Here is a 20775-nt window from a genome sequence, read left to right on the forward strand (position 1 = left end):
ACCTCACCCAGATCGAAGGGATACGCCTGTGCCTCTGGCCACGACCCGCCGCACCGGACTCGTCGAGCAGGTGATCGGCCAGCTGCGCGAACTCGTCGCCGGAGGCGAGTGGCCGGTCGGACAACGGGTACCCACGGAAGCCGCGCTGGCCGCCGCGTTGGGTGTGGGACGCAACACCGTTCGCGAAGCGGTGCGTGCGCTCGCACACAGCGGCCTGCTGGAGGTCCGGCAGGGCGACGGGACGTACGTGCTCGCCACCAGCGAGGTGTCCGGGGCGATCCGCAGACTGTGCGGCTCCGAACTGCGTGAGGTGCTCCAGGTCCGCCGCACGCTGGAGGTCGAAGGGGCCCGGCTCGCCGCCGTCTTCCGCACCGAGGAGGAGCTGGCCGCACTCGGCGCGCTGCTCGACGAGCGCGACAGGGCACTGGCCGACGGAAACCTCAACGGCTTCGCCCGCACCGACGCGGAGTTCCATGTGACCGTGGTGCAGTGCGGCCACAACTCGCTGCTCAGCGAGCTCTACCGGGGACTGACGGAGGTCGTCGAGCAGAGCGTGGCCAGCACGGCGCGGCTGGCGCGCACACCGGACGAACCGCGCGACGGCGAAGCCCGCGGAGCGGAGCGAGGTGTGCTGGCCAAGGTGAACGCAGGCAACGAGATCGGCCACCGCGGCCTGCTGCACGCGATCGCGGACCAGGACTCCGACCGCGCGGCCGCAGAGGCGGCAGGCTTCCTGGACGAACTCCTGGCCGACCTGGACGTCACCCCCAACCCTCCCCACCACTCCTGACCCACCCCTCACCTCCACAGCTTGGAGTGTCTGCAAGTACCACCAAGCAAGATCGACTTGTGCCGTAACTGCCCCCAAGGCACCAGCTCGACGGCTCGGCTTGGCTGCTTGGCTGCGGAAAAGGCCGGTGTCGATCTTGCTTGGGCGTACTTGCAGACGCACCAACTCGGGGCGGTGGCGAGGTGCGGGTTACTCCGGAGGTGCGGGGGGACGAGCCAGGTGGTGGAGGCGGAGGGCCAGTTGCAGTTCGAGTGCGCGGTCCGGTTCCTGCCAGTTCGGCCCGAGCAGCGCCGCGATCCGTTCCAACCGCTGGGCCACCGTGTTGACGTGGACGTGCAACTCATCCTTGGCTCTGGTCAGATTGCCCGCGTTCGCGAAGTAGACCCGGAGGGTGTGCTCGAGCCGAGTGCCTCTGCGGTGGTCGTAGTCGAGCACCGGCCCCAGCGTCGCCCGGACGAATCCGGCGACGTCGGCACGGTCGCCGAGCAGGACTCCGACGAAGCCCAGGTCCTCGGCGGCGGCCCCTTGGCCACTGCGGCCCAACGCGACGAGAGCCCGCAGGCAGTCCCGCGCCTCGCGGTGGGCGGCGGCGATCGCGGCCGGACCGGACACCGGACCGGCGGCACCGACGGTCACCCTGAGCCCGAGCAGCGTGCCGAGCCGTGCCGCCATGGCGGCCGCCTCCTGGCCCGGTCGTACCGCCGGATCGGCGTCCCCGCCCACCTCGACGAGCGCGACGACTCCTTCGGCGTGCACGCCGGCGAGCGTGGCCGAGCGCGCCGCCATCGAAGCCAGCCTGGCCCGGGGCACCTCGTCCGCCCGCAATGCCAGCACGACGTGCGCCTTCCCGAGATCCACACCGAGTCTGCGCCCCCTGTCGAGCAGCGACACCGGATCGCGTGCGGGCAACGTCAGCAGATCGGCCACCAGTTCACCGCGCACCCTGTCCTCGGCCTCCGCGGCCGAACGGCGCAGCAACAGCAGCAGTGCGGTCACGACGCTCGCCCGCTCGAACAGCCTGCGGTCGGCATCGTCGAGGTCCGCGCGGCCGATGAGACTGATGCTGCCCAGCAGTTCCGGCCCGGCCAGCACGGCGCACAGCCAGCCCGCACCGTCGGTCACGGCGCGCCCCGACGAACGCGAGGCGTTCACCGCCCGCTCCGACCGCTGGGCCCTGCCCGGGCCTGAACGGCCGAGTTCGGTCCCGTCCGCGTCGTGCACGACGATCCCGCCGCCGAGCACCTCGGCCACCGCGGCGGCCACGTCCGGCACGTCGCCACCACCCAGCACCAATGCGGTCAGCCTGTCGTGCGCTTCCTGAGCCCGGGCGATCGCCTCGTGATGCGCACTGATCGTGCGGTTGGCCGCCGCCACCTCCGCCAGCGCCGCGTCGCTCTCCTGCAGCAGTCTGGCGTTGTCGATCGCGATCGCCGCGTGGTCGGCGAAGGAGGACAGCAAAGCCACCTCGTCCGGCGAGAACGTGCGGGTGCGACGGTCGGAGGCGTAGAGCACGCCGATCACGGTCTCCCCCAGCGCCAGCGGCACCCCGAGGATCGCGACCAGCCCCTCGTCGCCGACCGCGCGGTCGATCGGGCCGGTGTGGTCGAAGCGGTCGTCGGACGGATAGTCCGCGGTCGCGTACGGCCGGGCGGTCTGCGCCACCAGCCCGCCCAGCCCCTCGCCCATGCCGAGGCGTAGTTGCTGGAAACGCGCGGACGCGGACCCGTCGGTGACCCGCATGTAGGTCCCGCCGTCCGCCGCGTCGTTGAGGCTGAGATAGGACACGTCGACCCGGAGCAGCATGCGCGCCCGGTGCACGATCGAGCGGAGAACCGCATCCAGGTCCCGGAGCCGGGCCAGGTCACTGGCCGTGTCGAACAGGGCGGCCAGCTCCGCCTCCCGCCTGCTGTGCGCGTCGAGGGTCCGGCGAATCCGCATCGCGAGTTGCACGAGACCGTCGGCCGCGGGCACGCGCGCCAGTTCCTCTGCGCCCGCACCCGCGGCCAGCAGGTCCAACAGCCGGTGGCCGGGATCGCTCATCCGATTATGGTGTCATCGACCGCTGCTCCGCGACCTGCTCGGACGTCGATCCGGAGTCGTCCTCACCCAGCGAGCTCCCGCGCGTTTCCTTGGCCAGGTACACGGCCACGATGGTCAGCACGCAGGTCGCGGCCACGTAGAAGGAGATGGCAAGGCTGCTGCCGGTGGCGGCGAGCAATGCGGTCGCGACCAGCGGGGCGAGCCCGCCCGCGACGATGGACGCGAGCTGGTAACCGATGGAAGCACCGGTGTAGCGCACCCGCGTGCCGAACAGTTCCGCGAAGAACGCCGCCTGTGGTGCGTACATCGCGCCGTGCAGCACCAGTCCGACGGACACCGCGAGCACCATCGCGCCCTGCGATGCGGTGTCCAGCAGCGCGAAGAGCACGAACGACCACACCAGCATGCCGCTCGCCCCGAAGATGTAGACGGTCCTGCGCCCCAGTACGTCCGAAAGCCATCCCCACACCGGGATGCTGGCGAAATGAATCGCCGAGCCGATCAGCACGGCATTGAGCCCGGCCGCCCGCGGCAGGTCCAGTTCGGTGGTGATGTAGACCAGAATGAAGGCGGTGATGACGTAGTAGGACACGTTCTCGGCGAACCTCGCGCCCGAGGCGATGAGAATCTGCCGCCACCCCTCGCGCAGCACCCGCACGATCGGCGCCTTCTCCGGAGCGGTCTGCTCCCGCGCCTTGCGGGCCGCCTCGAGGAACACCGGAGACTCCGCGACGGAGAGCCGGATCCAGAGACCGATCAGCACGAGCAGACCGGAGAGCAGGAACGGAATCCGCCAGCCCCACGCCTCGAACGCCGCGTCCGACTGCACCGAGGCGAGGATCGCCAGCACTCCCGTGGCCAGCAGGTTTCCGCCGGGGGCGCCTGCCTGTGGCCAGGACGCCCAGAACCCGCGCCGCCGGTCGTCGCCGTGCTCGGAGACCATGAGCACCGCGCCGCCCCACTCGCCTCCGAGGGCGAAACCCTGCAACAGCCGAAGCACAATCAGCAACAACGGCGCGGCGACCCCGATGGCGCCGTAGGTGGGCAGCAGCCCCATCGCGAAGGTGGCACCGCCCATCATCAACAGGCTCAGCACGAGCAGTTTCTTCCTGCCCACCTTGTCCCCGAAGTGACCGAAGACGAGCCCGCCGAGCGGTCGGGCGAGAAAGCCGATCGCGAACGTGCCAAGGGACAGGATGGTGCCGACCAGTGGATCGAAGTCGGGGAAGAACAGCTTGTTGAACACCAGCGACGCGGCGAGACCGAACAGGAAGTAGTCGTACCACTCGATGGTGGTGCCGATCATGCTGGCACCCACGACCTTGATGATCGACCGGGGCGGTGGGGAATCGATATCGGACAAGGCTCATCACCACTTCGTTGTGCGGATGGGGCGAAAACGGGAAATCAGGCGGCGGTCCAGCCACCGTCGAGGGGGATCGAGGCGCCGGTCAGGTACGCGGTCTGGTCGCCGCACAGCCAGTGCACGACGGCGGCGACCTCCTCCGGCTCGATCAGGCGCTTCACCGCCGTGCGGGCGAGGAACACGTCGTCGAGCACCTCGCTCTCGGAAATGCTCCTGCTGTCCGCCTGTGCCCGGACCTGGCTTTCGACCAACGCCGTACGGACATACCCGGGATCGACACAGTTGCTGGTCACGCCGTGGGGGGCACCTTCGAGCGCGGCGACCTTGCTCAGCCCTTCCAAGCCGTGCTTCGCGGCGACATAGGCGGACTTGAACGGGCTCGCCCGCACACCGTGCACGCTGGAGATGTTGATCAGCCTGCCCCAGCCTCTGCGGTACATCGCGGGCAGACACCGGCGCATGAGCAGGAACGGGACATGCACCATCAGCCGCTGCATCACCGCGAACCGCTCCGGCGGGAACTCGTGCAGTGCCGCGACGTGCTGCACGCCCGCGTTGTTGACCAGGATGTCGACGTCGTCGGGCAGTTCGGTGAGCCAGGTGTCCGCCGGATCCGCCAGATCGACGACATGTGCGACAGCGCCGGTTTCCCGGGCGGCCGCGTGTGCCCCTGCGCGATCCACGTCGGCGAGATGCACCTTGACGCCCTCGGTTGCGAGCGCGGCCACGCAGGCCCTGCCGATCCCGCTCGCGCCCCCGGTGACGAGAGCGGTGCGGCCATGAAGCGAACTGCTGGTCATGGCTGCCGACGGTAGAAGTACAGCGGCGTCACGACCATGTGGCCGACGGCTACAACTCAGCGTGGATCCGTGTGTGGCTCACCCACTCAAGGCAGCGTGAGAATCTCCGCGCCGGAGTCGGTGACCAGCAGCGTGTGCTCGAACTGCGCGGTCCACTTCTTGTCCTTGGTGGTGACGGTCCAGTCGTCGTCCCAGACGTCGTATTCGATCGTCCCGAGGGTGATCATCGGTTCGATCGTGAAGGTCATACCCTCCTCGATGAGGGTGGTCACCGAGGGCTCCTCGTAGTGCAGCACGGTGGGAGCGGTGTGGAACGCAGGGCCGACACCGTGGCCGGTGAAGTCCCGCACGACGCCGTAGCCGAACCGTTTCGCGTAGGACTCGATGACCCTGCCGATGACGTTGAGCTGACGGCCGGGCCGCACGGCCTTGATCGCACGGGCCGTCGCCTCGCGGGTGCGCTCGACGAGCAGCCGCGCCTCCTCGTCCACATCCCCGGCGAGGAAGGTGGCATTGGTGTCGCCGTGCACCCCGCCGACGTAGGCCGTGACGTCGATGTTGCAGATGTCGCCGTCCTCGATCACCGTCGAGTCCGGGATGCCATGGCAGATCACCTCGTTGAGCGAGGTGCAGCAGGACTTCGGAAAGTGCCGGTAGCCGAGCGTCGACGGGTAGGCGTTGTGGTCGAGCAGGAACTCGTGGATCACCTTGTCGACATCATCGGTGGTGTTGCCCGGTTTGACGGCCTTGCCGCCCTCCTCGAGCGCCTGCGCGGCGATCCGGCCCGCCACCCGCATGGCCTCGATGACCTCGGGGGCCCGGACACCGTTGCCGGTGTCCGGCTTCGGCGCGGGCCGGTCCACGTACTCGGGGCGGGTGATGCTGGCTGGTACGGCGCGGCGCGGCGTCTGCACACCAGGCTTCAACGGGGCACGAACGGGCATACCTCCACCCTACGACGATCCGTGTGGGCCCATCTCGCCGCCCGTGCTCAGCATCTGTTCGCGAACGCGCGTCGAGTGCACTCAGAACAGCACGGTCGCGTAGCGGCCGACCTGCCGGAAGCCGATCCTGCGGTAGGCCGCGAGCGCGGGGGCGTTGAAGGAGTTGACGTACAGGCTCGCCGTCCGTCCCATCCCGCGTACCAGCCGGTTGACCACGGCCGCCGTGCCCGCGGTGCCGATGCCGTGCCCGCGTCGGTCCGGGTGGACCCAGACACCCTGGATCTGTCCCACGGTGCTGGACAGGGCCCCGATCTCGGCCTTGAAGACGACGTCACCACCCTCGAACCTGGCGAACGCCCGGCCACTCCCGATCAGTTCCGCGACCCTCGCGCGGTAGCTGGCTCCGCCGTCGCCACTGCGCGGATCGACCCCCACCTCCTCGATGAACATGTCGATCGCGGCGGGCAGGTACCGGTCGAGCTCGTCGGGGCGGACAGGGCGCACCAGTGGGTCGGCAGGCAGCGTGGGCACGCCGTCCAGCGCCATCAGCGGCTGATCCTGACGGATCTCCCTCGCCGGCCCCCACTCCCCCGCAAGCTCGTCCCAGAGACCGAGTACCTGCTCGGCAGGACCGACCAGTGAGGAACACGTGCGCTGGCGCCGCAACGCCCGGTCGGCGAACGACCGCAAGGCGGCGGCGTTGCCGCGCAACGGAATGAGGTTCGGACCGGAGAAGCACAGTCCGTGCAGCCGCCCGGAACGGCCCGCGCGGGAATCCGCGGCCCACACCTCGCCACCGAGGCGCCACGGATCGAGCCCGGCCACCTCCACCCGGGCGGACACCATGCAGCTACCGACCGGGTCTGCCGCCAGCGCAGCACGAACCGCCGGGTAGTCCCGCTCATCGAGCAGCCGCGCACCAGCTAGCCGCAACACGCCACTAAGACTGCCAGATAATCGGCGGTAACGGAAAAGTTTCAGCCAGACACGCTGGGTCCTTTCCGGTTACACCGCCGTTGTCCGGCTTCGTTTCGCTCATACCGGCGAGTCCGGTTCCGTCGCTCCGGCGAGATCCTGGAGATTCGGGAGTTCCTCGGCGATCCACGTGCCCGGCGAGCAGCCTGCCATCGCCTGCCACTCGTTGCTCAGGTGTGCCTGGTCGTAATAGCCACAGGCGACGGCGACTCCGGCCAGATCCATCGGTCCGTGCTGCCGCAGCAGAGCTCCCGCACGCTCGAACCGCAGCACCCTGGCGACCTGTTTGGGCGTGAGCCCCAGCTCCCGGCCGAACCGGTCGGCGAGGTGCCGCCTGCTCCAACCCACCTCTCCGGCGAGTGCGCCGACCCTGATCCCGCCCCCGGCCACGATCAGCCTGCGCCAAGCCTCGCCGATCTCGGGAGCCGGTGCCGCAGCAGGCGCGACCTCAGCGAGATGGGCCAGGAACACGTCGTCGAGGATGGCGAACCGGCGCTCCCAGCTCCCGGTCGCGGCCAGCCGGTCCGGCAGGGAGACCAGGCGCCGCGACCCGAACTCGGCGAGATCGACCACCCGCCCACTCAGCTCCGCGGCGGGCAGCCCGAGCAGCGCGCGGATGCCGAACGGGTTCAGTTCGAGATGCAGGCCGGTCTGCGACCTGTCCTGGGCGATCAGCACCGGGGCGACGTGCATGCCACCGACCAGCGCCTGACAGGCCATGGGGGAATCGTGGCTTTCGAGATCATCGTGAGCTGTGGAACTCGGCCGACGAAGTCCCGCTGTCGAGGCGGCAGGGCGTCGAGCAACGGAACCGGACAGCTGCTGGGAGTCAAAGCCCTGGCGACTCGATCGCGGACCCGAGTTCTCAGACAGGAGATGACAGGCAGAGCCCGACAGGCTCTCCCCCGACGTCCAGGCCGTTCGAACCGGCTGCTCGAGACTGATGATCAGCGTCGCGTGCCGCGACGGCAGCCCTCGGTGCACGCGCAGCGACAGGTCTCGCTGACGATATCCGATGTATCGGGTGATGAGCTGCCGCAGCGCCGGATGCGGTTGCCGGACGGCCCACTCGTCGGCCATCGTTCCAGCGTAGACGGCCGGTCGACCGCGGATCAGCCGACGGTGACCTGTGGTTCCCCCGTCGCGGAGTCCTCGCTCTCGTCGGCGATGCGCATGGCCTCTTCGATGAGGGTTTCCACGATCTGGTGCTCGGGAACGGTCTTGATAACCTCGCCCTTGACGAAGATCTGCCCCTTGCCGTTGCCGGAGGCGACGCCGAGGTCGGCCTCACGGGCCTCGCCCGGTCCGTTGACCACGCAGCCCATCACCGCGACCCGCAGCGGCACCTCCATGCCCTCCAGCCCCGCGGTGACCTCGTCGGCCAGCTTGTACACGTCCACCTGCGCACGGCCGCAGGACGGGCAGGAGACGATCTCCAGCTTGCGGGGCCGCAGGTTCAGCGACTGCAGGATCTGCGTGCCGACCTTGACCTCCTCGACCGGCGGCGCCGACAGGGAAACCCGGATCGTGTCCCCGATGCCCTGCCGCAGCAGCGCGCCGAACGCGACCGCCGACTTGATCGTGCCCTGGAACGCCGGACCTGCCTCGGTCACGCCGAGATGCAGCGGATAGTCACACTGCTCGGCGAGCAGCTCGTACGCCCGCACCATCACGACCGGGTCGTTGTGCTTGACCGAGATCTTCACGTCGTAGAAGTCGTGCTCGGCGAACAGGCTCGCCTCCCACAGCGCGGACTCGGCCAGCGCCTCCGGTGTCGCCTTGCCGTACTTCTCCATCAGCCGCTTGTCCAGCGAGCCCGCGTTGACCCCGATCCGGATCGGGGTGCCGTGGTCCTTGGCCGCCCGCGCGATCTCCTTGACCTGGTCGTCGAACTTGCGGATGTTGCCCGGATTCACCCGCACCGCGGCGCACCCGGCCTCGATCGCGGCGAACACGTACCTGGGCTGGAAGTGGATGTCCGCGATCACCGGGATCTGCGACTTCCGCGCGATGGCCGGCAGGGCCTCCGCGTCGTCCGCGCTCGGGCAGGCCACCCGCACGATGTCGCACCCAGCCGCCGTCAGCTCGGCGATCTGCTGCAGCGTGGCGTTCACGTCCGAGGTCACCGTCGTGGTCATGGACTGCACGGAGATCGGGGAGTCACTCCCCACGCCGACCGAACCCACCTGCAACTGACGTGTCGCACGCCGCGGGGCCAGCACCGGAGGAGGCATTGCGGGCAAACCAAGTCCGACAGTCATCGAGTCCTCTGCAACCGATGGGCGAAAGAGTCCAACCCCACGATACCGCCGACCGGCCTATGGCGAGATCCTGATGGGGTTGACGATGTCCGCGGTCACAGTGAGCAGGACCACCGCCCCGCCGACGAGCACCAGCACCATCGTCACGGCGGAGAGCTTCGTGTAGTCCACCGGGCCGCCCGCGGCCTTGCCCCGCACCCTGCGCAGCGCATCGCGCACCCGCTCGTACCAGGTCACGGCGATGTGTCCGCCGTCGAGGGGCAGCAGCGGCAGCAGGTTGAACACGCCCACGAAGAAGTTCAGGCTGGCCAGCAGGAACAGGAACAGGATCCAGAGGCCCTGCTCCACGGCCTCACCACCGATCCGGCTGGCCCCGACGACGCTCACCGGGGTGTTCGGGTCCCGCTCCGCGCCGAAGATGGACTCCACGACGGCCGGGATCCGCTCGGGGAACTCCAGCAGGCGCTGCCAGGTCTGGACGAACATGTCGCCGGTGAAGGTGACGGCGCCACCGATCGCTTCGACCGGCCCGTACTGGAAGACGCTCGGGAACGTCACCCCGATCGAACCGACCTCGACGATCCGCGGCGGCGCGTCCGGGTTCTGCGGATCACGCACGGGGCGCTCGACCTGGGTCACGTCCACCTGCAACGGGACGACGTCGCCGTCCCGGCGCACCTCGATCTCCGTGGGACCGGACAGCGGCCGGACCTTGTCGACCACATCGGAGAACGTCGGGGTGGCGGCGCCGTTCACCGAGACGATCACGTCGCCCGGCTGCATTCCGGCGGCCAGGGCGGGCGCTGGAGCACCCGGTGCGCAGTCGGGGTTCTGGTAGTCCTGGTTCGACGTCGAGTCCTGCACGCACTGCGAGACCGAGGCGATCTGCGGGGTGGCGAGGAAGTTCGGCAGCCCCATCGTGGTGGCCATCAGATAGAGCACGATGAAGCCGAGGATGAAGTGCGTGGCCGAGCCCGCCGCCAGCACCACCGTCCGCTTCCAGGTCTTGAACCGCCACATCGCGCGGGGGGCCTCGTCCGGCGTGACCTCGTCCAGCGCCGTCATGCCCGCGATGTCGCAGAAGCCGCCGAGCGGGATCCACTTCAGCCCGTACTCGGTCTCGCCTCGACGGAAGGAGAAGACCGTCGGCCCGAAGCCCACGAAGTAGCGGCGGACCTTCATGCCGAACATCTTCGCCGTGACCATGTGGCCCGCCTCGTGCAGCGCGACCGACACGCAGATGCCCAGCGCGAACAGCGCCACTCCGAATATGTACGCGGCCACCCGCTACTTCCCCTCCGTGTCGATCTCGATACCGGCGATCTCCGCCGTGTGCGCCCTCGCCCACCGCTCCGCTGCGAAGACGTCCGCCACGTCACGTGGCTCGTGACGCCATTGGTCCGCGGCTGCGACCACCTGGGAAATAGTGTCCACGATGGACGTGAAGCTGGCGTTCTGTGCGAGGAAGGCCCCCACCATCTCCTCGTTCGCGGCATTGAACACAGCCGGTAGGCATCCGCCGACGGTACCGACGTGCCTGGCGAGCTCCACAGCGGGGAAGGCCACGTCGTCCAGCGGCTCGAAAGTCCAGGCGGCCGGTGTGTCCCAGCGGCAGGGAGCCGCGGCGCCGGGCACCCGGTCCGGCCAGTTCAGCGCGAGGGCGATGGGCAGGCGCATGTCCGGCGGGCTGGCCTGGGCGATGGTGGAGCCGTCGACGAAGGTCGCCATCGAGTGCACGATCGACTGCGGGTGCACGACCACGTCGATCCGGTCGCACGGGATGTCGAACAGCAACCGGGCCTCGATCAGTTCGAGACCTTTGTTCACCAGCGTGGCCGAGTTGATGGTGATCAAGCGGCCCATCGCCCAGGTCGGGTGGGCCAGCGCGTCGGCGATCGTCACCCCGGCCAGTTGTTCGCGGCTGCGCCCGCGGAACGGCCCGCCGGAGGCGGTCAGCACGAGGCGGTCGACCTCCTCGGCGCGACCGCCGCGGAGCGCCTGCGCCATCGCCGAGTGTTCGGAGTCCACCGGCACGAGCTGCCCCGGTCCGGCCGCCGCCAGCACGAGCGGTCCCCCGGCGATCAGCGACTCCTTGTTGGCCAGCGCGAGCGTGGCGCCGGTGCCCAGCGCCTGCAGTGTCGGAGCGAGCCCCTGCGAGCCGGGCAGGGCGTTGAGCACGGTGTCCACCGGCACGGCGTTGATCAGCTCGGTGACCGAATCGGTCCCGGCGAAGATGCGCGGGAGGCGGAACTCGCCGCGGGAGTACCCCCTCCGCTGCGCCTCGGCGTACAGCGCGAGTTGCAGGTCTTCCACCACCGTGGGCCTGGTCACGGCCACGGCGTCCACCGAGTGGGCGATCGCCTGGGCGGCGAGCGCCCCGGGATCGGAGCCCCCGGCCGCGATTCCGGCGATCCGGAACAGGTCCGGGTTGCGGGCGGCCACATCCAGCGCCTGGGTGCCGATCGAGCCGGTGGAACCAAGGACGAGCACGCTGCGGGCCGGGGTGCTGTGTGAGTTCATCCGGTCCATTGTCGCGAACGACATGGCCAGGCCGTCGCCGAGCCACCCAAGTCGTGTGAAATCATCATCGCGATATCGGTGTCTGTGGTGGCGAGGAGTGATCGTGGCGGGCAAGGCGGTCGAGAAGCGGCAGCAGGCGGGCGTGAGCAAGGTCGACCCGCACGACGAGCCGTCGGCCGAGTGGGGCTGGCACGGCGGCTTCCCGAAGGCGGCGCGGGCAGCGGGGTGGTTCACCGCGTTCGCCATGTTCGTCATGCTGATCGGCAACCACGAGACCAACACCGAGAACGTCTGGCTGATCAGCCTCGGCGTCGGCCTGATCGCCGCGCTGCTGCTGGACATGCGCAAGCAGCGCACCGCCTGGCGCAGGTAGCCGCGGCGGCGGCACGCGCGGCGGTGCTCCGTGCCGTCAGCCGGGGGCCGCCGAGGACACGGAGCACCTGAGTGGCCCCCGGACGCAGGGCGCGCCGGTTCCGGATGACCACTGCCGGACGAGGCGTTCGAGGGGACAGGTCCCCACACCCGCGTTCGCATAGCGCATTGCCGGTTTCCCGGCCTCGTCCGGATTCTCAGTGTGGCGGACGGAGTTGACCGACCACGTGCGACCGATCGGCCGGTCCCGCACTGTTAACCGCTGGTCAGTCGCGGTTGCTCGGGCAGGCGATCGCCGCCTACTGCTGCGCTACGGGCCGTGCCGCTCCGACCGGTCAGTGATACAGGGCGTCGATCTCGTCGGCGTAGCGGGCGTGCACTCCCCTGCGTTTGAGCTTCATCGTGGGTGTCAGGCAGTCGGAGTCCGGTAGCCACTCCTCGCCGAGCAGCCGGAATCCCTTGATCCGCTCCACCTGGGACAAACGGCCGTTGACCTCGGCCAGTCCGGCACGCACTTCGGCCAGTACACCCGGATGTTCGGCCAGGGCCTGCGGGGACAGCTCGGCCAGCCCGTTGCGGCGCGCCCACGCCTCGGCCGCCGGGACGTCCAGCACCAGGAGCGCAACCAGGCAGGGACGGTTGTCCCCGATCACGCAGGCCTGCCCAACGAGCGGAATCTCCTTCAGCGCCGCCTCGAGATTGGCCGGGGAGATGTTCTTGCCGCCCGCCGTGATGATCAGTTCCTTCTTCCGGTCGACGAGTGTCAGGTAGCCGTCGTCGTCCAGGACACCGACGTCCCCGGTCCGGAACCAGCCTTGCTCGTCGAGCACCGCGGCCGTCGCGTCCGGGTCCTTGTAGTAACCGGCGAACACGTTCCCACCGCGACAGCAGATCTCGCCGTCGTCGAGCACTCTGACGGCGCACCCGGGCGCGGGCAGGCCCACGGATCCCGTGCGGGGACGCGATGTCTGTGCGGTGAGCAAGCCGCTCGTCTCGGACAACCCGTATGCCTCCGACAGCGGCAGCCCGGCCGAGCGGAAGAAGTCGATCAACCCGGCAGGCGAGGGTGCCGCACCGACCAGCGCCACCGCACAGTCGTCCAGGCCGACCGCGGCCGCGGCCCGGTCGGAGCCGATATCGCCGGCACGAAGCGTGGCGCGCAGCTTCTCCCAGATTCTCGGTGGCGCGACGAAGATCTCCGGGCGGACCGACAGCAGGTACCGCCCGAGTTCGCTCGCGTCCGGACACGGATGGACCTGCGCGCCGTTACGCAACGGCAGGTAATGGGTCAGCAACCGCTCCAGCAGGTGCGCCATGGGCAGGTACGACACCATCCGGCTGCCCGGCGGGGCCTCTCCCACAACCTCGGCGAACGACTCCAGCACCCAGCACACATTGCGCTGGGTGAGCATCACGGCCTTGGGGGGACCGGTGGTGCCCGAGGTGTAGATGAGTGTGGCCAGATCACCGGGTTGGACGATCGTGGACGCCCGGGCCAGGTCAACGGGTTCGACGTCGCCGAGGAGATCGTCCAGACGCGGCACCGCCGCCGCATCGCTTTCCCCGCCCACAGCGATGACCTCGGTCAGGTCGGGCAGCTGGTCCCGAACGTCGCGGACCCGGGGAGCCAGGTCCGCGTCGGCGACCACGATGCGCGCCTCGGCGTGCCCGAGCAGATACGCGATCTGCTCGGGCGAGGAAGTGTTGTACACCGAGAACGGCGTGGCCCCCGCCAGCTGCGCACCCATGTCCCAGGCATGGAATCCGGATTGGTTGCGCAGCATCAGGGCGACCGTGTCCCCTTTGCCGATGGCGTGACGCGCCAGCAGGGCGGCCACCCTGGTCGCCCGGTCGGCATACTCCTGCCAGGTCCAGGCCGAGGAGCGCCCTTCGTGACGCCACCGCAGTGCGACCTCGTCCTTCCTCCTCGCCACTGTGCGGGCGAACAGCATCGGGAGCGTCTGCCCCGCGACCGCCGCGTGCACCTGCTCGTCCGTTCGAGGATGCCGGGCGGTCGTCATCGTGCGCCGCCGGTGACGTGGCCGTCAACGAACGGGAACACCACGCCCTTGCCCGATTCGTTGTGCCCCAGTGCAACCCTGCGCATGTCGCTCCCTTCATTCGGTGGGCACTAGTGTCGTGTGGTCCTGCTTCCTTGCCGGCTGCTGGGGAATCAGGTGGATGCTTCGCAAGGCGGAGGAGGCCCGGATACCGCTGTTGTATCCCGGGCCGACGACAACGCCGCGAGGCGCCGCCTGAGCCCCAGCAGACGCAAGACGAGCAGGATCACACGACACTAGTTCTGCATGACCTTGGCGAAGGCCTCCAGTTCGCGCGGGACGTCGGGACCCGCGGGCTGGTAGGCGATCTCGGTGGCGCCGCCCTCCTCGAGCTGGGCCAGCTTCTCCCGCCACCCGTCCGGCCCCAGCGCCGCACCACTGGCCGCGAGCACCTCGCCGTTGACGAACGGGCGGTCGCGCTCGGTGACCGCCCACAGGTGACCCTCGTGCAGGTCGAGGTGCCGAGTCTCGACGGGGATGTCGTCGTACGCGGCCGCCCACTGTTCACCGCCGGGAATCATGTCGAGCTTGCCGAACTCCATCGCGAAGTGCAGCCAGAGACTCGCGGCGTGTCCCGCCGCCGCGATGGCGCGCTCGGTGCCCGGGTCCTCACCCTCGTCGAGCACGGTCCCCAGCGTGAGATTCACGCACCAGTCGAAGCCCGGCACCGGCTCGGGCACGGTGACCACACCGTCGGCGTTGTCCCGAGCCACCTTCAGGCCCTTCGGACCCAACGCGGCGGCGGCGAAGGGCACCTCGATGGGGCGATCAGCGGCGAATCCGGGATAGTGCATCATCCGGATCGGGGCGCCTTCCCACTCCACGGTTTCCCCGCGCAGCAGTCCCTTGACCGTGTCGACGTAGTGGGACACGTCGGACCACTTGCTGGGCCGCTGCCCGAGGGTGAGCCTGCCGGTGAAACCGGAGCCGAAGCCGACCACGACCCGGTCCGGTCCCGCGAGCGAGACCAGGTTCGCGATGGCAGTGGCGGTCACCATCGGGTGGCGCAGCGCCGGCACCAGCACTCCCGGGCCCAGACCGATCCGCTCGGTGCGGTCGGCCGCCCGCCCCAGTTGCATCCACAGGTCCGCGCAGATCGCGGCCGAATCGTAGAACCAGGCGCGCTCGTAGCCCAGCTCCTCGGCGATGCGAGCGTGTTCCGGACTGTCCAGCGCTGTGTTCAGCGCACAGGACATCGTCAGTGCCACGGGTTTCTCCCTTGTCCGTATTCGCGCAGGTCAGAAGTTGTGTCATACAGCTCACACTGACCGTAGATCCGGACAGGGCGCCCAGGGTTACATCCGGGCGCAGGGAAGTTGCGAAAGAGCGCAGCCGTCCTGCGTCACTCTGACTGTCCTCATCGGATACCCGCGCGCCCCGCGGGAGCGCTGCGACGAACAGGTGCGTTGGGTACCGTCTCGCAATGGACACTCCCCACCAGGATCGATCGATCGTCAGCACTGTTGGCCTTGCCCTGCGACGCCGGGCAAGTCACGCCCTCAACCGGGTGGCGGCCCGGCTGCACGATCCCTGCGTGGACGAGATGCACAAGATGACGGAGACACTGCGCGCGGAGATCATCAGGCAGGGTGACCGGCTCCTCGACCGGGTCGTCGAGTTCGAGATCCGCACCCGTCGCGACATCGTCTACGCGGGTGATCAGGACGCCGCGCTGGAGAGCAACGTCTTCGCCAGGGAAAACCTCATCGGAGCACGGCACTTCGGCAGCCCTCCCGACACGCTTGCCCATGCGTTGTCGCTCGCTCCCACCGGCGGCATGGCCCTGGAATTCGGGGTGGCGAGCGGAAACACGCTCCGGGCGATCGCCAAGGCGAGGGGTGGTGGCGAGGTCTACGGCTTCGACTCGTTCGAGGGGTTGCCGGAGGCCTGGCTCAACGGCCTCCCGGCAGGCGCCTTCGCCCGCGGCGACCTGCCGGACGTACCCGGAGCGGAACTCGTCGTCGGCCTGTTCGCCGACAGTCTGCCGGACTTCCTCGAACGGCACCCCGGCCACGTCGACTTTCTGCACGTCGACAGCGATCTGTACAGCTCGGCGAAGACGGTGCTCGATCTGGTCGGACCACGGCTACGGCCGGGCAGCATCGTGCACTTCGACGAGTTCTTCAACTATCCCGGCTGGAAACGACACGAGTACCGGGCTTGGATGGAGTACGTCGAGCGCACCGGTGTCGAGTACGAGTACGAGGCGTACACCTACAACGACAACCAGGTCACCGTCCGCATCACGGGTGGCGTTCCTGACGCCGCAGCGCGGTAGCCGGGTCGCCGAGCGCGCGCTTGCTCTGCGGCACCGCCTAGGCGGGTGGCAGCACGGAGCGGACGGACTCCGGTGTCCGGCCCACGACGGTGGTGCCATCGTCCGCGGTGATGATCGGCCGCTGGATGAGAATCGGCTGGGCGACCAGAGCCTCGACCCAGCGGTCCCACTCGGCTGGTGTCCTCGGCCAGGACGCCAGCCCCAGTTCGGTGGCGGCCGGTTCGCCGGTGCGGGCGATGTCCCACGGTTGCAACCCCAGCCTGCGTAACACCTCGTCGAGTTCGGCGGCGGTGGGCGGGTCCTCCAGGTACCGGCGAACCGTGTAGCCGGCGCCCGCCTCGTCCAGCATCGACTGTGCCGTCCGGCACTTCGAACACGCCGGGTTGATCCAGATCTCCATCCACCTCGACCTCTCGGTGACTCGTCTGAGCAGCGACAGGATACGTGGCGGCCGAGCGGACCAGCCCGTACCGCATCCGCACCCCGGCCCGTGGGAGTTCGGGCGAGCAGGTGTTCTCGCCACGACGAGTCCTCTTCGCCGAATGCTCGCGTTGCCAGCGCGGACCGCAATGATCGACGGGGATCGAGGGGAAGGAACACAACCAGAGATGGGTTTTATGCGAACGCGAGTGGCAGCCGTCCTGTCCGTTCTTGCGATCGCGTCGAGCACGGCGTGTGGCAGTGAGGGCGCCGCACCGACCGACGCGGCGGGCGGGGAGCGGGAGCCTGCCCCGGCCGGACTGTCGGACGCCGAACTGTCTGGATTCGTCCAGTTCACCCAGTCGGTAACCAAGATAGGTCAACCCGTGGGTGTCCACCTGACCTTCCACGACCCCGAGACCGGGGCCGAGGAGTTGCGACTGGACCTCTCCGTCGCCAGGGAGGAAAGGGGCACCGCACCTGACGTCTCCGAGTTCGCGTTCACGTCCGACTTCCGGCGGATGGCGTGGATAGCGGACGACGGACTCGGGGTGGCGGAGTTGAACGACGATGTGCGCGCCTTCACCAAGACAGGAAGCGTGCCCGCACCGGAGAACAGCTTCGACGACGGCGAGCTGGAATACGCACTGCCGCAGTTCTCACCGGACGGGTCGCAGGTCTGGTTCGTGTCGCGAACCACCAGTAGTTCGGACTGGCGGAGAGACGACGCGACCTGGCAGGTTCTCTCGGTCGATGCCGCCGATCCCTCGGCCACCCCGCCACAGCCACGGGGTGAGGTACCCGCGGAGTCCCAACCGCCCAAGGACTCCCACGTGGGCATCGGTCATAGCGGCCTGCGATTGGCCAGGGGAAAGGCGGGGTTCGCGGTTTCGGCTGACAACGAACTCCAGATCGTGAACCGGTCTGTTCGCGACGATGAGCGGGAACTCGACTACTACACCGACGGATCGCGCCTCTTTCCGGTCAACTTCATCCCTTACACCGAAGAGACCTACCTCCGGCTGAGCGATGAGGAGAACGGCTCGGCCCAAGGCAACGGCACATATCTCATCGCGTTCGAACTCACCCCCGACGGAACGGTGTCGAACGAGCGGACGGTCTTCCACAGCAACGACCGGAAAATCACCAGTGTGCACCTGGACACCACCAGGAGCCGGCTGATTCTGCGGACGCGAGAGGGCTACTACGGCACCGACATCAAGGCGGAGGCCGAGCCGAAACCACTGTTCGACAGCTTTACCTACTCAGCGGAGCAAAGGTTGCCCGAGCGCGAACTGCTCGGGCTCTACCCGCCCGAGTAGCCCACCTGCCGCGAGCCGCGGGTCAGCCAAGAAGATCCTTGATCAGCGCCGCCACCTGGTCGGTCTCGATCAGAAAGGAGTCATGCCCGTAGGGCGAGGCGATCACCGCGGCTTCGCCGGCACCGGGGATACCGGCGGCGAGCTCGTGTGACTGGTGCAGCGGGTACAGCCGGTCACTGTCCACACCCGCGATCACCGTGCGCGCCGTCACCCGTGCCAGTGCGGCGGCGATTCCCCCACGGTCCCTGCCGACGTCATGGGTGTTCATGGACCGGGTGAGTACGACGTAACTGCCCGCGTCGAACCGGCTGACCAGCTTGCCCGCGTGGTAGTCCATATAGGATTCAACGGCGAACCTCCCGCCGTGCAGCGGATCTTCCGTTCCCTGGGGTACCCGGCCGAACCGGCCGGACAGCTCCTGCTCACTGCGATACGTGATCTGCGCGATCCGCCGGGCGACCCCGAGTCCGTGATGCGGCCCTTCGCCGGGTGCCGCTTCGTAGTAGTCACCCCCGCGCCAGCCGGGGTCACCTGTTATGGCATGCAGCTGCGGGGACGACCACGCGATCTGGTCCGCCGAAGCGGCCGCTGGTGCGGCGAGGACCGACAGTGCCGCGACACGGTCCGGCAGTCCCACCGCCCATTCCAGCGCGCGCATCCCGCCCATCGAGCCACCCAGCACCGCGGCCCACCTCTCGATTCCCAGCGCGTCGGCGAGGATCACCTCGGCGGCGACCTGGTCGCGGACGGTCAGCAGCGGAAACCTGCTGCCCCACGCCCTGCCGTCGGGCGCGGTCGAGGCGGGACCGGTCGAACCCTGGCACCCCCCGAGGACGTTCGGCGCCACGACGAAGAACTCGTCGGTGTCGAGCGCACAACCCGGGCCGACGATCGGGTCCCACCAACCGGGGCTGGGATGCCCCGGCTCCACGGGCCCCGCCACATGGCTGTCGCCGGTCAGGGCGTGCTCGACGAGCACGGCGTTCGAACGGTCGGAGTTCAGGCTGCCCCAGGTTTCGTACGCCAGCTCGAACCCCGGGAGACTGCTACCGGTTTCCAGAGCGAATGTGGAGTCGTGTCGTATCCACTGCCTGCGCCCTGGCGGGGCTCCCGGACGCCAGGCGGAACTGGCGTCCGGGAGCCCCGAGTACGGGTCCACACTCACCGTGCGGCCTTCGCCGCCCTGAACCCCGCCTCCAGATCCGCCTTGAGGTCCTCGATGCCCTCGAGTCCGACAGCGAGTCGCACGAGCCCAGGGGTGACCCCGCTGCCCCGCTGCTCCTCGGGACTGAGCTGGCTGTGGGTCGTACTGGCCGGGTGCACTATCAGGCTTCGGACGTCCCCGATGTTCACCAGCTGACTGTGCAGTTCGGTCCCGTCGACGAACGCCCTGCCCGCGTCCACGCCACCGCGCAGGTCGAAGGAGAGGACAGCGCCCGCTCCGCGCGGGAGGTACTTCTTCGCGTTCTCGTAGTAGGGGCTGGTGGGCAGACTGGCGTAGTAGACCTGCTCCACCTCGTCGCGTTCGTCCAGCCACTCGGCGAGCTGTCGGGCGTTGTCGACGTGCCGCTCCATCCGCAGCGACAACGTCTCGATGCCTTGCAGGATCAGGAAACTGTTCAGCGGAGCGATCGCGGCGCCGGTGTCCCGCAGCAGCTGAACCCTGGCCTTGGCCGCGAAAGCGCCAGGACCGAGCGCCTCCCAGTACTTCAGTCCGTTGTAACTGGGGTCCGGCTCGGAGAACCCGGGGAAGCGTTCCGGATAAGCACCGAAGTCGAAGGTGCCAGCGTCCACGAGCACGCCGGCGACGGTGGTGCCGTGTCCACCCAGGTACTTGGTCGCCGAGTGAATGACGACGTCGGCGCCGTGCTCGATCGGGCGGAGCAGGTACGGGGTGGGGATGGTGTTGTCCACGACCAGTGGCACACCGACGTCGTGCGCGACGTCGGCCACGGCACGCACGTCGAGCACGTTGCTGCCGGGGTTCGCCAGCGTCTCGGCGAAGAACAGCTTGGTGTTCGGGCGCACGGCCGCGCGCCAGGCTTCCAGGTCGTCCTGGTCCTCGACGAAGGTGACCTCGATACCGAGCTTCGGCAGTGTGTAGTGGAACAGGTTGTAGGTTCCGCCGTAGAGAGCCGGGCTGGAGACGAAGTGGTCACCGGCATTGGCGATGTTCAGGACGGCGGCCGTGGTCGCCGCGGAGCCGGAGGCGAAGGCCAGTCCCGCGACCCCACCCTCCAGTGCGGCGACGCGCTGTTCCAGGACGTCCTGCGTGGGATTCATGATCCGGGTGTAGATGTTGCCGGGCTCGGCGAGGCTGAACAGGTCAGCTCCGTGCTGGCTGTCCCGGAACACATACGAGGTCGTCTGGTAGATGGGCGTTGCCCTGGCTCCGGTCGCCGGATCCGGTTGCGCACCGGAGTGAATCTGTTTGGTGTCGAACGACCAGGCTGGGTCGGTTCCTTCGGTCATCAGCAAATCTCCCTGCGGCTGAGCTTCGCGGCGCTGTCCACTGCTGTGGCGCAGTACGCTGCGCCTCCCACGACGCTAGGCCAGACTGACAACACTGCCCAACCAGATCCCAGCCGGTGGGAGCAAAACGACTCTTCCGGGGGAAGGCCGTCGCG

At 68.8% G+C, this 20775-nt stretch carries 18 protein-coding genes; 4 read left to right on the top strand and 14 right to left on the bottom strand.

What is annotated here, in order from left to right:
- The first annotated feature begins 28 nt into the window (after positions 1-28).
- Entirely contained in the window at positions 29-790 is a 762-nt protein-coding gene (locus BM199_RS04330; RefSeq protein WP_091669915.1) for a FadR/GntR family transcriptional regulator, read from the top strand.
- Positions 791-979: 189 nt separating this feature from the next.
- On the opposite strand, the gene BM199_RS04335 is transcribed toward BM199_RS04330, so the two are convergent.
- The 9 genes from BM199_RS04335 to dxr form a co-directional block, all read right to left on the bottom strand.
- On the bottom strand, positions 980-2830 hold the full coding sequence (locus BM199_RS04335) for a helix-turn-helix domain-containing protein (protein WP_091669917.1): 1851 nt from the start codon (positions 2828-2830) through the stop codon (positions 980-982).
- Between the two features lie 4 nt (positions 2831-2834).
- Complete coding sequence (locus BM199_RS04340) at positions 2835-4136, bottom strand: MFS transporter (RefSeq protein WP_091670815.1); 1302 nt, start codon at positions 4134-4136, stop codon at positions 2835-2837.
- Between the two features lie 101 nt (positions 4137-4237).
- Entirely contained in the window at positions 4238-4996 is a 759-nt protein-coding gene (locus BM199_RS04345) for a 3-hydroxybutyrate dehydrogenase (RefSeq protein WP_091669920.1), read from the bottom strand.
- A gap of 86 nt (positions 4997-5082) precedes the next feature.
- Positions 5083-5940, bottom strand: a complete 858-nt coding sequence (map, locus tag BM199_RS04350) for a type I methionyl aminopeptidase (protein ID WP_091669923.1) — start codon at positions 5938-5940, stop codon at positions 5083-5085.
- 81 nt (positions 5941-6021) lie between these two features.
- Positions 6022-6876 (bottom strand): GNAT family N-acetyltransferase, encoded by an 855-nt coding sequence (locus BM199_RS04355; RefSeq protein WP_091669926.1) that lies wholly within the window; start codon positions 6874-6876, stop codon positions 6022-6024.
- Positions 6877-6975: 99 nt separating this feature from the next.
- Complete coding sequence (locus BM199_RS04360; RefSeq protein WP_091669929.1) at positions 6976-7635, bottom strand: AraC family transcriptional regulator; 660 nt, start codon at positions 7633-7635, stop codon at positions 6976-6978.
- A 392-nt stretch (positions 7636-8027) separates the two neighbouring features.
- Entirely contained in the window at positions 8028-9176 is a 1149-nt protein-coding gene (gene ispG, locus BM199_RS04365) for a flavodoxin-dependent (E)-4-hydroxy-3-methylbut-2-enyl-diphosphate synthase (RefSeq protein ID WP_091669932.1), read from the bottom strand.
- Positions 9177-9233: 57 nt separating this feature from the next.
- Positions 9234-10460, bottom strand: coding sequence for a M50 family metallopeptidase (locus BM199_RS04370; RefSeq protein ID WP_091669935.1), 1227 nt, complete (start codon positions 10458-10460; stop codon positions 9234-9236).
- 3 nt (positions 10461-10463) lie between these two features.
- Positions 10464-11696, bottom strand: a complete 1233-nt coding sequence (dxr, locus tag BM199_RS04375) for a 1-deoxy-D-xylulose-5-phosphate reductoisomerase (RefSeq protein WP_091670818.1) — start codon at positions 11694-11696, stop codon at positions 10464-10466.
- Between the two features lie 103 nt (positions 11697-11799).
- Here dxr and BM199_RS04380 point away from each other — a divergent pair, with 103 nt between their 5' ends.
- Positions 11800-12069 carry a DUF2631 domain-containing protein gene (locus BM199_RS04380; RefSeq protein ID WP_091670821.1) on the top strand — a complete coding sequence of 90 codons (270 nt, stop codon included), beginning with the start codon at positions 11800-11802 and terminating at the stop codon, positions 12067-12069.
- 334 nt (positions 12070-12403) lie between these two features.
- Here BM199_RS04380 and BM199_RS04385 read toward each other — a convergent pair whose 3' ends face one another.
- A complete protein-coding gene (locus BM199_RS04385) occupies positions 12404-14089 on the bottom strand; it encodes an AMP-dependent synthetase/ligase (RefSeq protein ID WP_091669937.1) in 1686 nt (561 codons plus the stop codon).
- A gap of 275 nt (positions 14090-14364) precedes the next feature.
- On the bottom strand, positions 14365-15336 hold the full coding sequence (locus BM199_RS04390; protein ID WP_218160287.1) for an LLM class flavin-dependent oxidoreductase: 972 nt from the start codon (positions 15334-15336) through the stop codon (positions 14365-14367).
- Positions 15337-15551: 215 nt separating this feature from the next.
- Between BM199_RS04390 and BM199_RS04395 the strand changes: the two genes are divergently transcribed.
- Positions 15552-16406, top strand: coding sequence for a class I SAM-dependent methyltransferase (locus BM199_RS04395; protein WP_091669940.1), 855 nt, complete (start codon positions 15552-15554; stop codon positions 16404-16406).
- A gap of 37 nt (positions 16407-16443) precedes the next feature.
- Here the strand turns inward: BM199_RS04395 and BM199_RS04400 are convergent, their stop codons facing one another.
- Complete coding sequence (locus BM199_RS04400; RefSeq protein ID WP_091669943.1) at positions 16444-16806, bottom strand: arsenate reductase family protein; 363 nt, start codon at positions 16804-16806, stop codon at positions 16444-16446.
- A gap of 217 nt (positions 16807-17023) precedes the next feature.
- Between BM199_RS04400 and BM199_RS04405 the strand changes: the two genes are divergently transcribed.
- Entirely contained in the window at positions 17024-18148 is a 1125-nt protein-coding gene (locus tag BM199_RS04405) for a hypothetical protein (RefSeq protein WP_143101763.1), read from the top strand.
- Between the two features lie 22 nt (positions 18149-18170).
- Here the strand turns inward: BM199_RS04405 and metX are convergent, their stop codons facing one another.
- Entirely contained in the window at positions 18171-19307 is a 1137-nt protein-coding gene (metX, locus tag BM199_RS04410) for a homoserine O-acetyltransferase MetX (protein ID WP_425425501.1), read from the bottom strand.
- A gap of 2 nt (positions 19308-19309) precedes the next feature.
- Positions 19310-20620, bottom strand: coding sequence for a bifunctional o-acetylhomoserine/o-acetylserine sulfhydrylase (locus tag BM199_RS04415; RefSeq protein WP_091669958.1), 1311 nt, complete (start codon positions 20618-20620; stop codon positions 19310-19312).
- Between the last annotated feature and the right edge of the window lie 155 nt (positions 20621-20775).

Origin of the sequence: Amycolatopsis marina, assembly GCF_900111885.1 — a bacterium.
In the GTDB taxonomy this organism is placed as follows: Bacteria; Actinomycetota; Actinomycetes; order Mycobacteriales; family Pseudonocardiaceae; genus Amycolatopsis; species Amycolatopsis marina.

What these genes read in the sequence shown, in the direction of transcription:
- BM199_RS04335 (WP_091669917.1), bottom strand. Translation starts at nt 2,830, where the DNA reads ATGAGCGATCCCGGCCACCGGCTGTTGGACCTGCTGGCCGCGGGTGCG.
- BM199_RS04340 (WP_091670815.1), bottom strand. Translation starts at nt 4,136, where the DNA reads ATGATCGGCACCACCATCGAGTGGTACGACTACTTCCTGTTCGGTCTC.
- BM199_RS04345 (WP_091669920.1), bottom strand. Translation starts at nt 4,996, where the DNA reads ATGACCAGCAGTTCGCTTCATGGCCGCACCGCTCTCGTCACCGGGGGC.
- map (WP_091669923.1), bottom strand. Translation starts at nt 5,940, where the DNA reads ATGCCCGTTCGTGCCCCGTTGAAGCCTGGTGTGCAGACGCCGCGCCGC.
- BM199_RS04360 (WP_091669929.1), bottom strand. Translation starts at nt 7,635, where the DNA reads ATGGCCTGTCAGGCGCTGGTCGGTGGCATGCACGTCGCCCCGGTGCTG.
- ispG (WP_091669932.1), bottom strand. Translation starts at nt 9,176, where the DNA reads ATGACTGTCGGACTTGGTTTGCCCGCAATGCCTCCTCCGGTGCTGGCC.
- dxr (WP_091670818.1), bottom strand. Translation starts at nt 11,696, where the DNA reads ATGAACTCACACAGCACCCCGGCCCGCAGCGTGCTCGTCCTTGGTTCC.
- BM199_RS04385 (WP_091669937.1), bottom strand. Translation starts at nt 14,089, where the DNA reads ATGACGACCGCCCGGCATCCTCGAACGGACGAGCAGGTGCACGCGGCG.
- BM199_RS04395 (WP_091669940.1), top strand. Translation starts at nt 15,552, where the DNA reads ATGGACACTCCCCACCAGGATCGATCGATCGTCAGCACTGTTGGCCTT.
- BM199_RS04400 (WP_091669943.1), bottom strand. Translation starts at nt 16,806, where the DNA reads ATGGAGATCTGGATCAACCCGGCGTGTTCGAAGTGCCGGACGGCACAG.
- BM199_RS04405 (WP_143101763.1), top strand. Translation starts at nt 17,024, where the DNA reads ATGCGAACGCGAGTGGCAGCCGTCCTGTCCGTTCTTGCGATCGCGTCG.
- BM199_RS04415 (WP_091669958.1), bottom strand. Translation starts at nt 20,620, where the DNA reads ATGACCGAAGGAACCGACCCAGCCTGGTCGTTCGACACCAAACAGATT.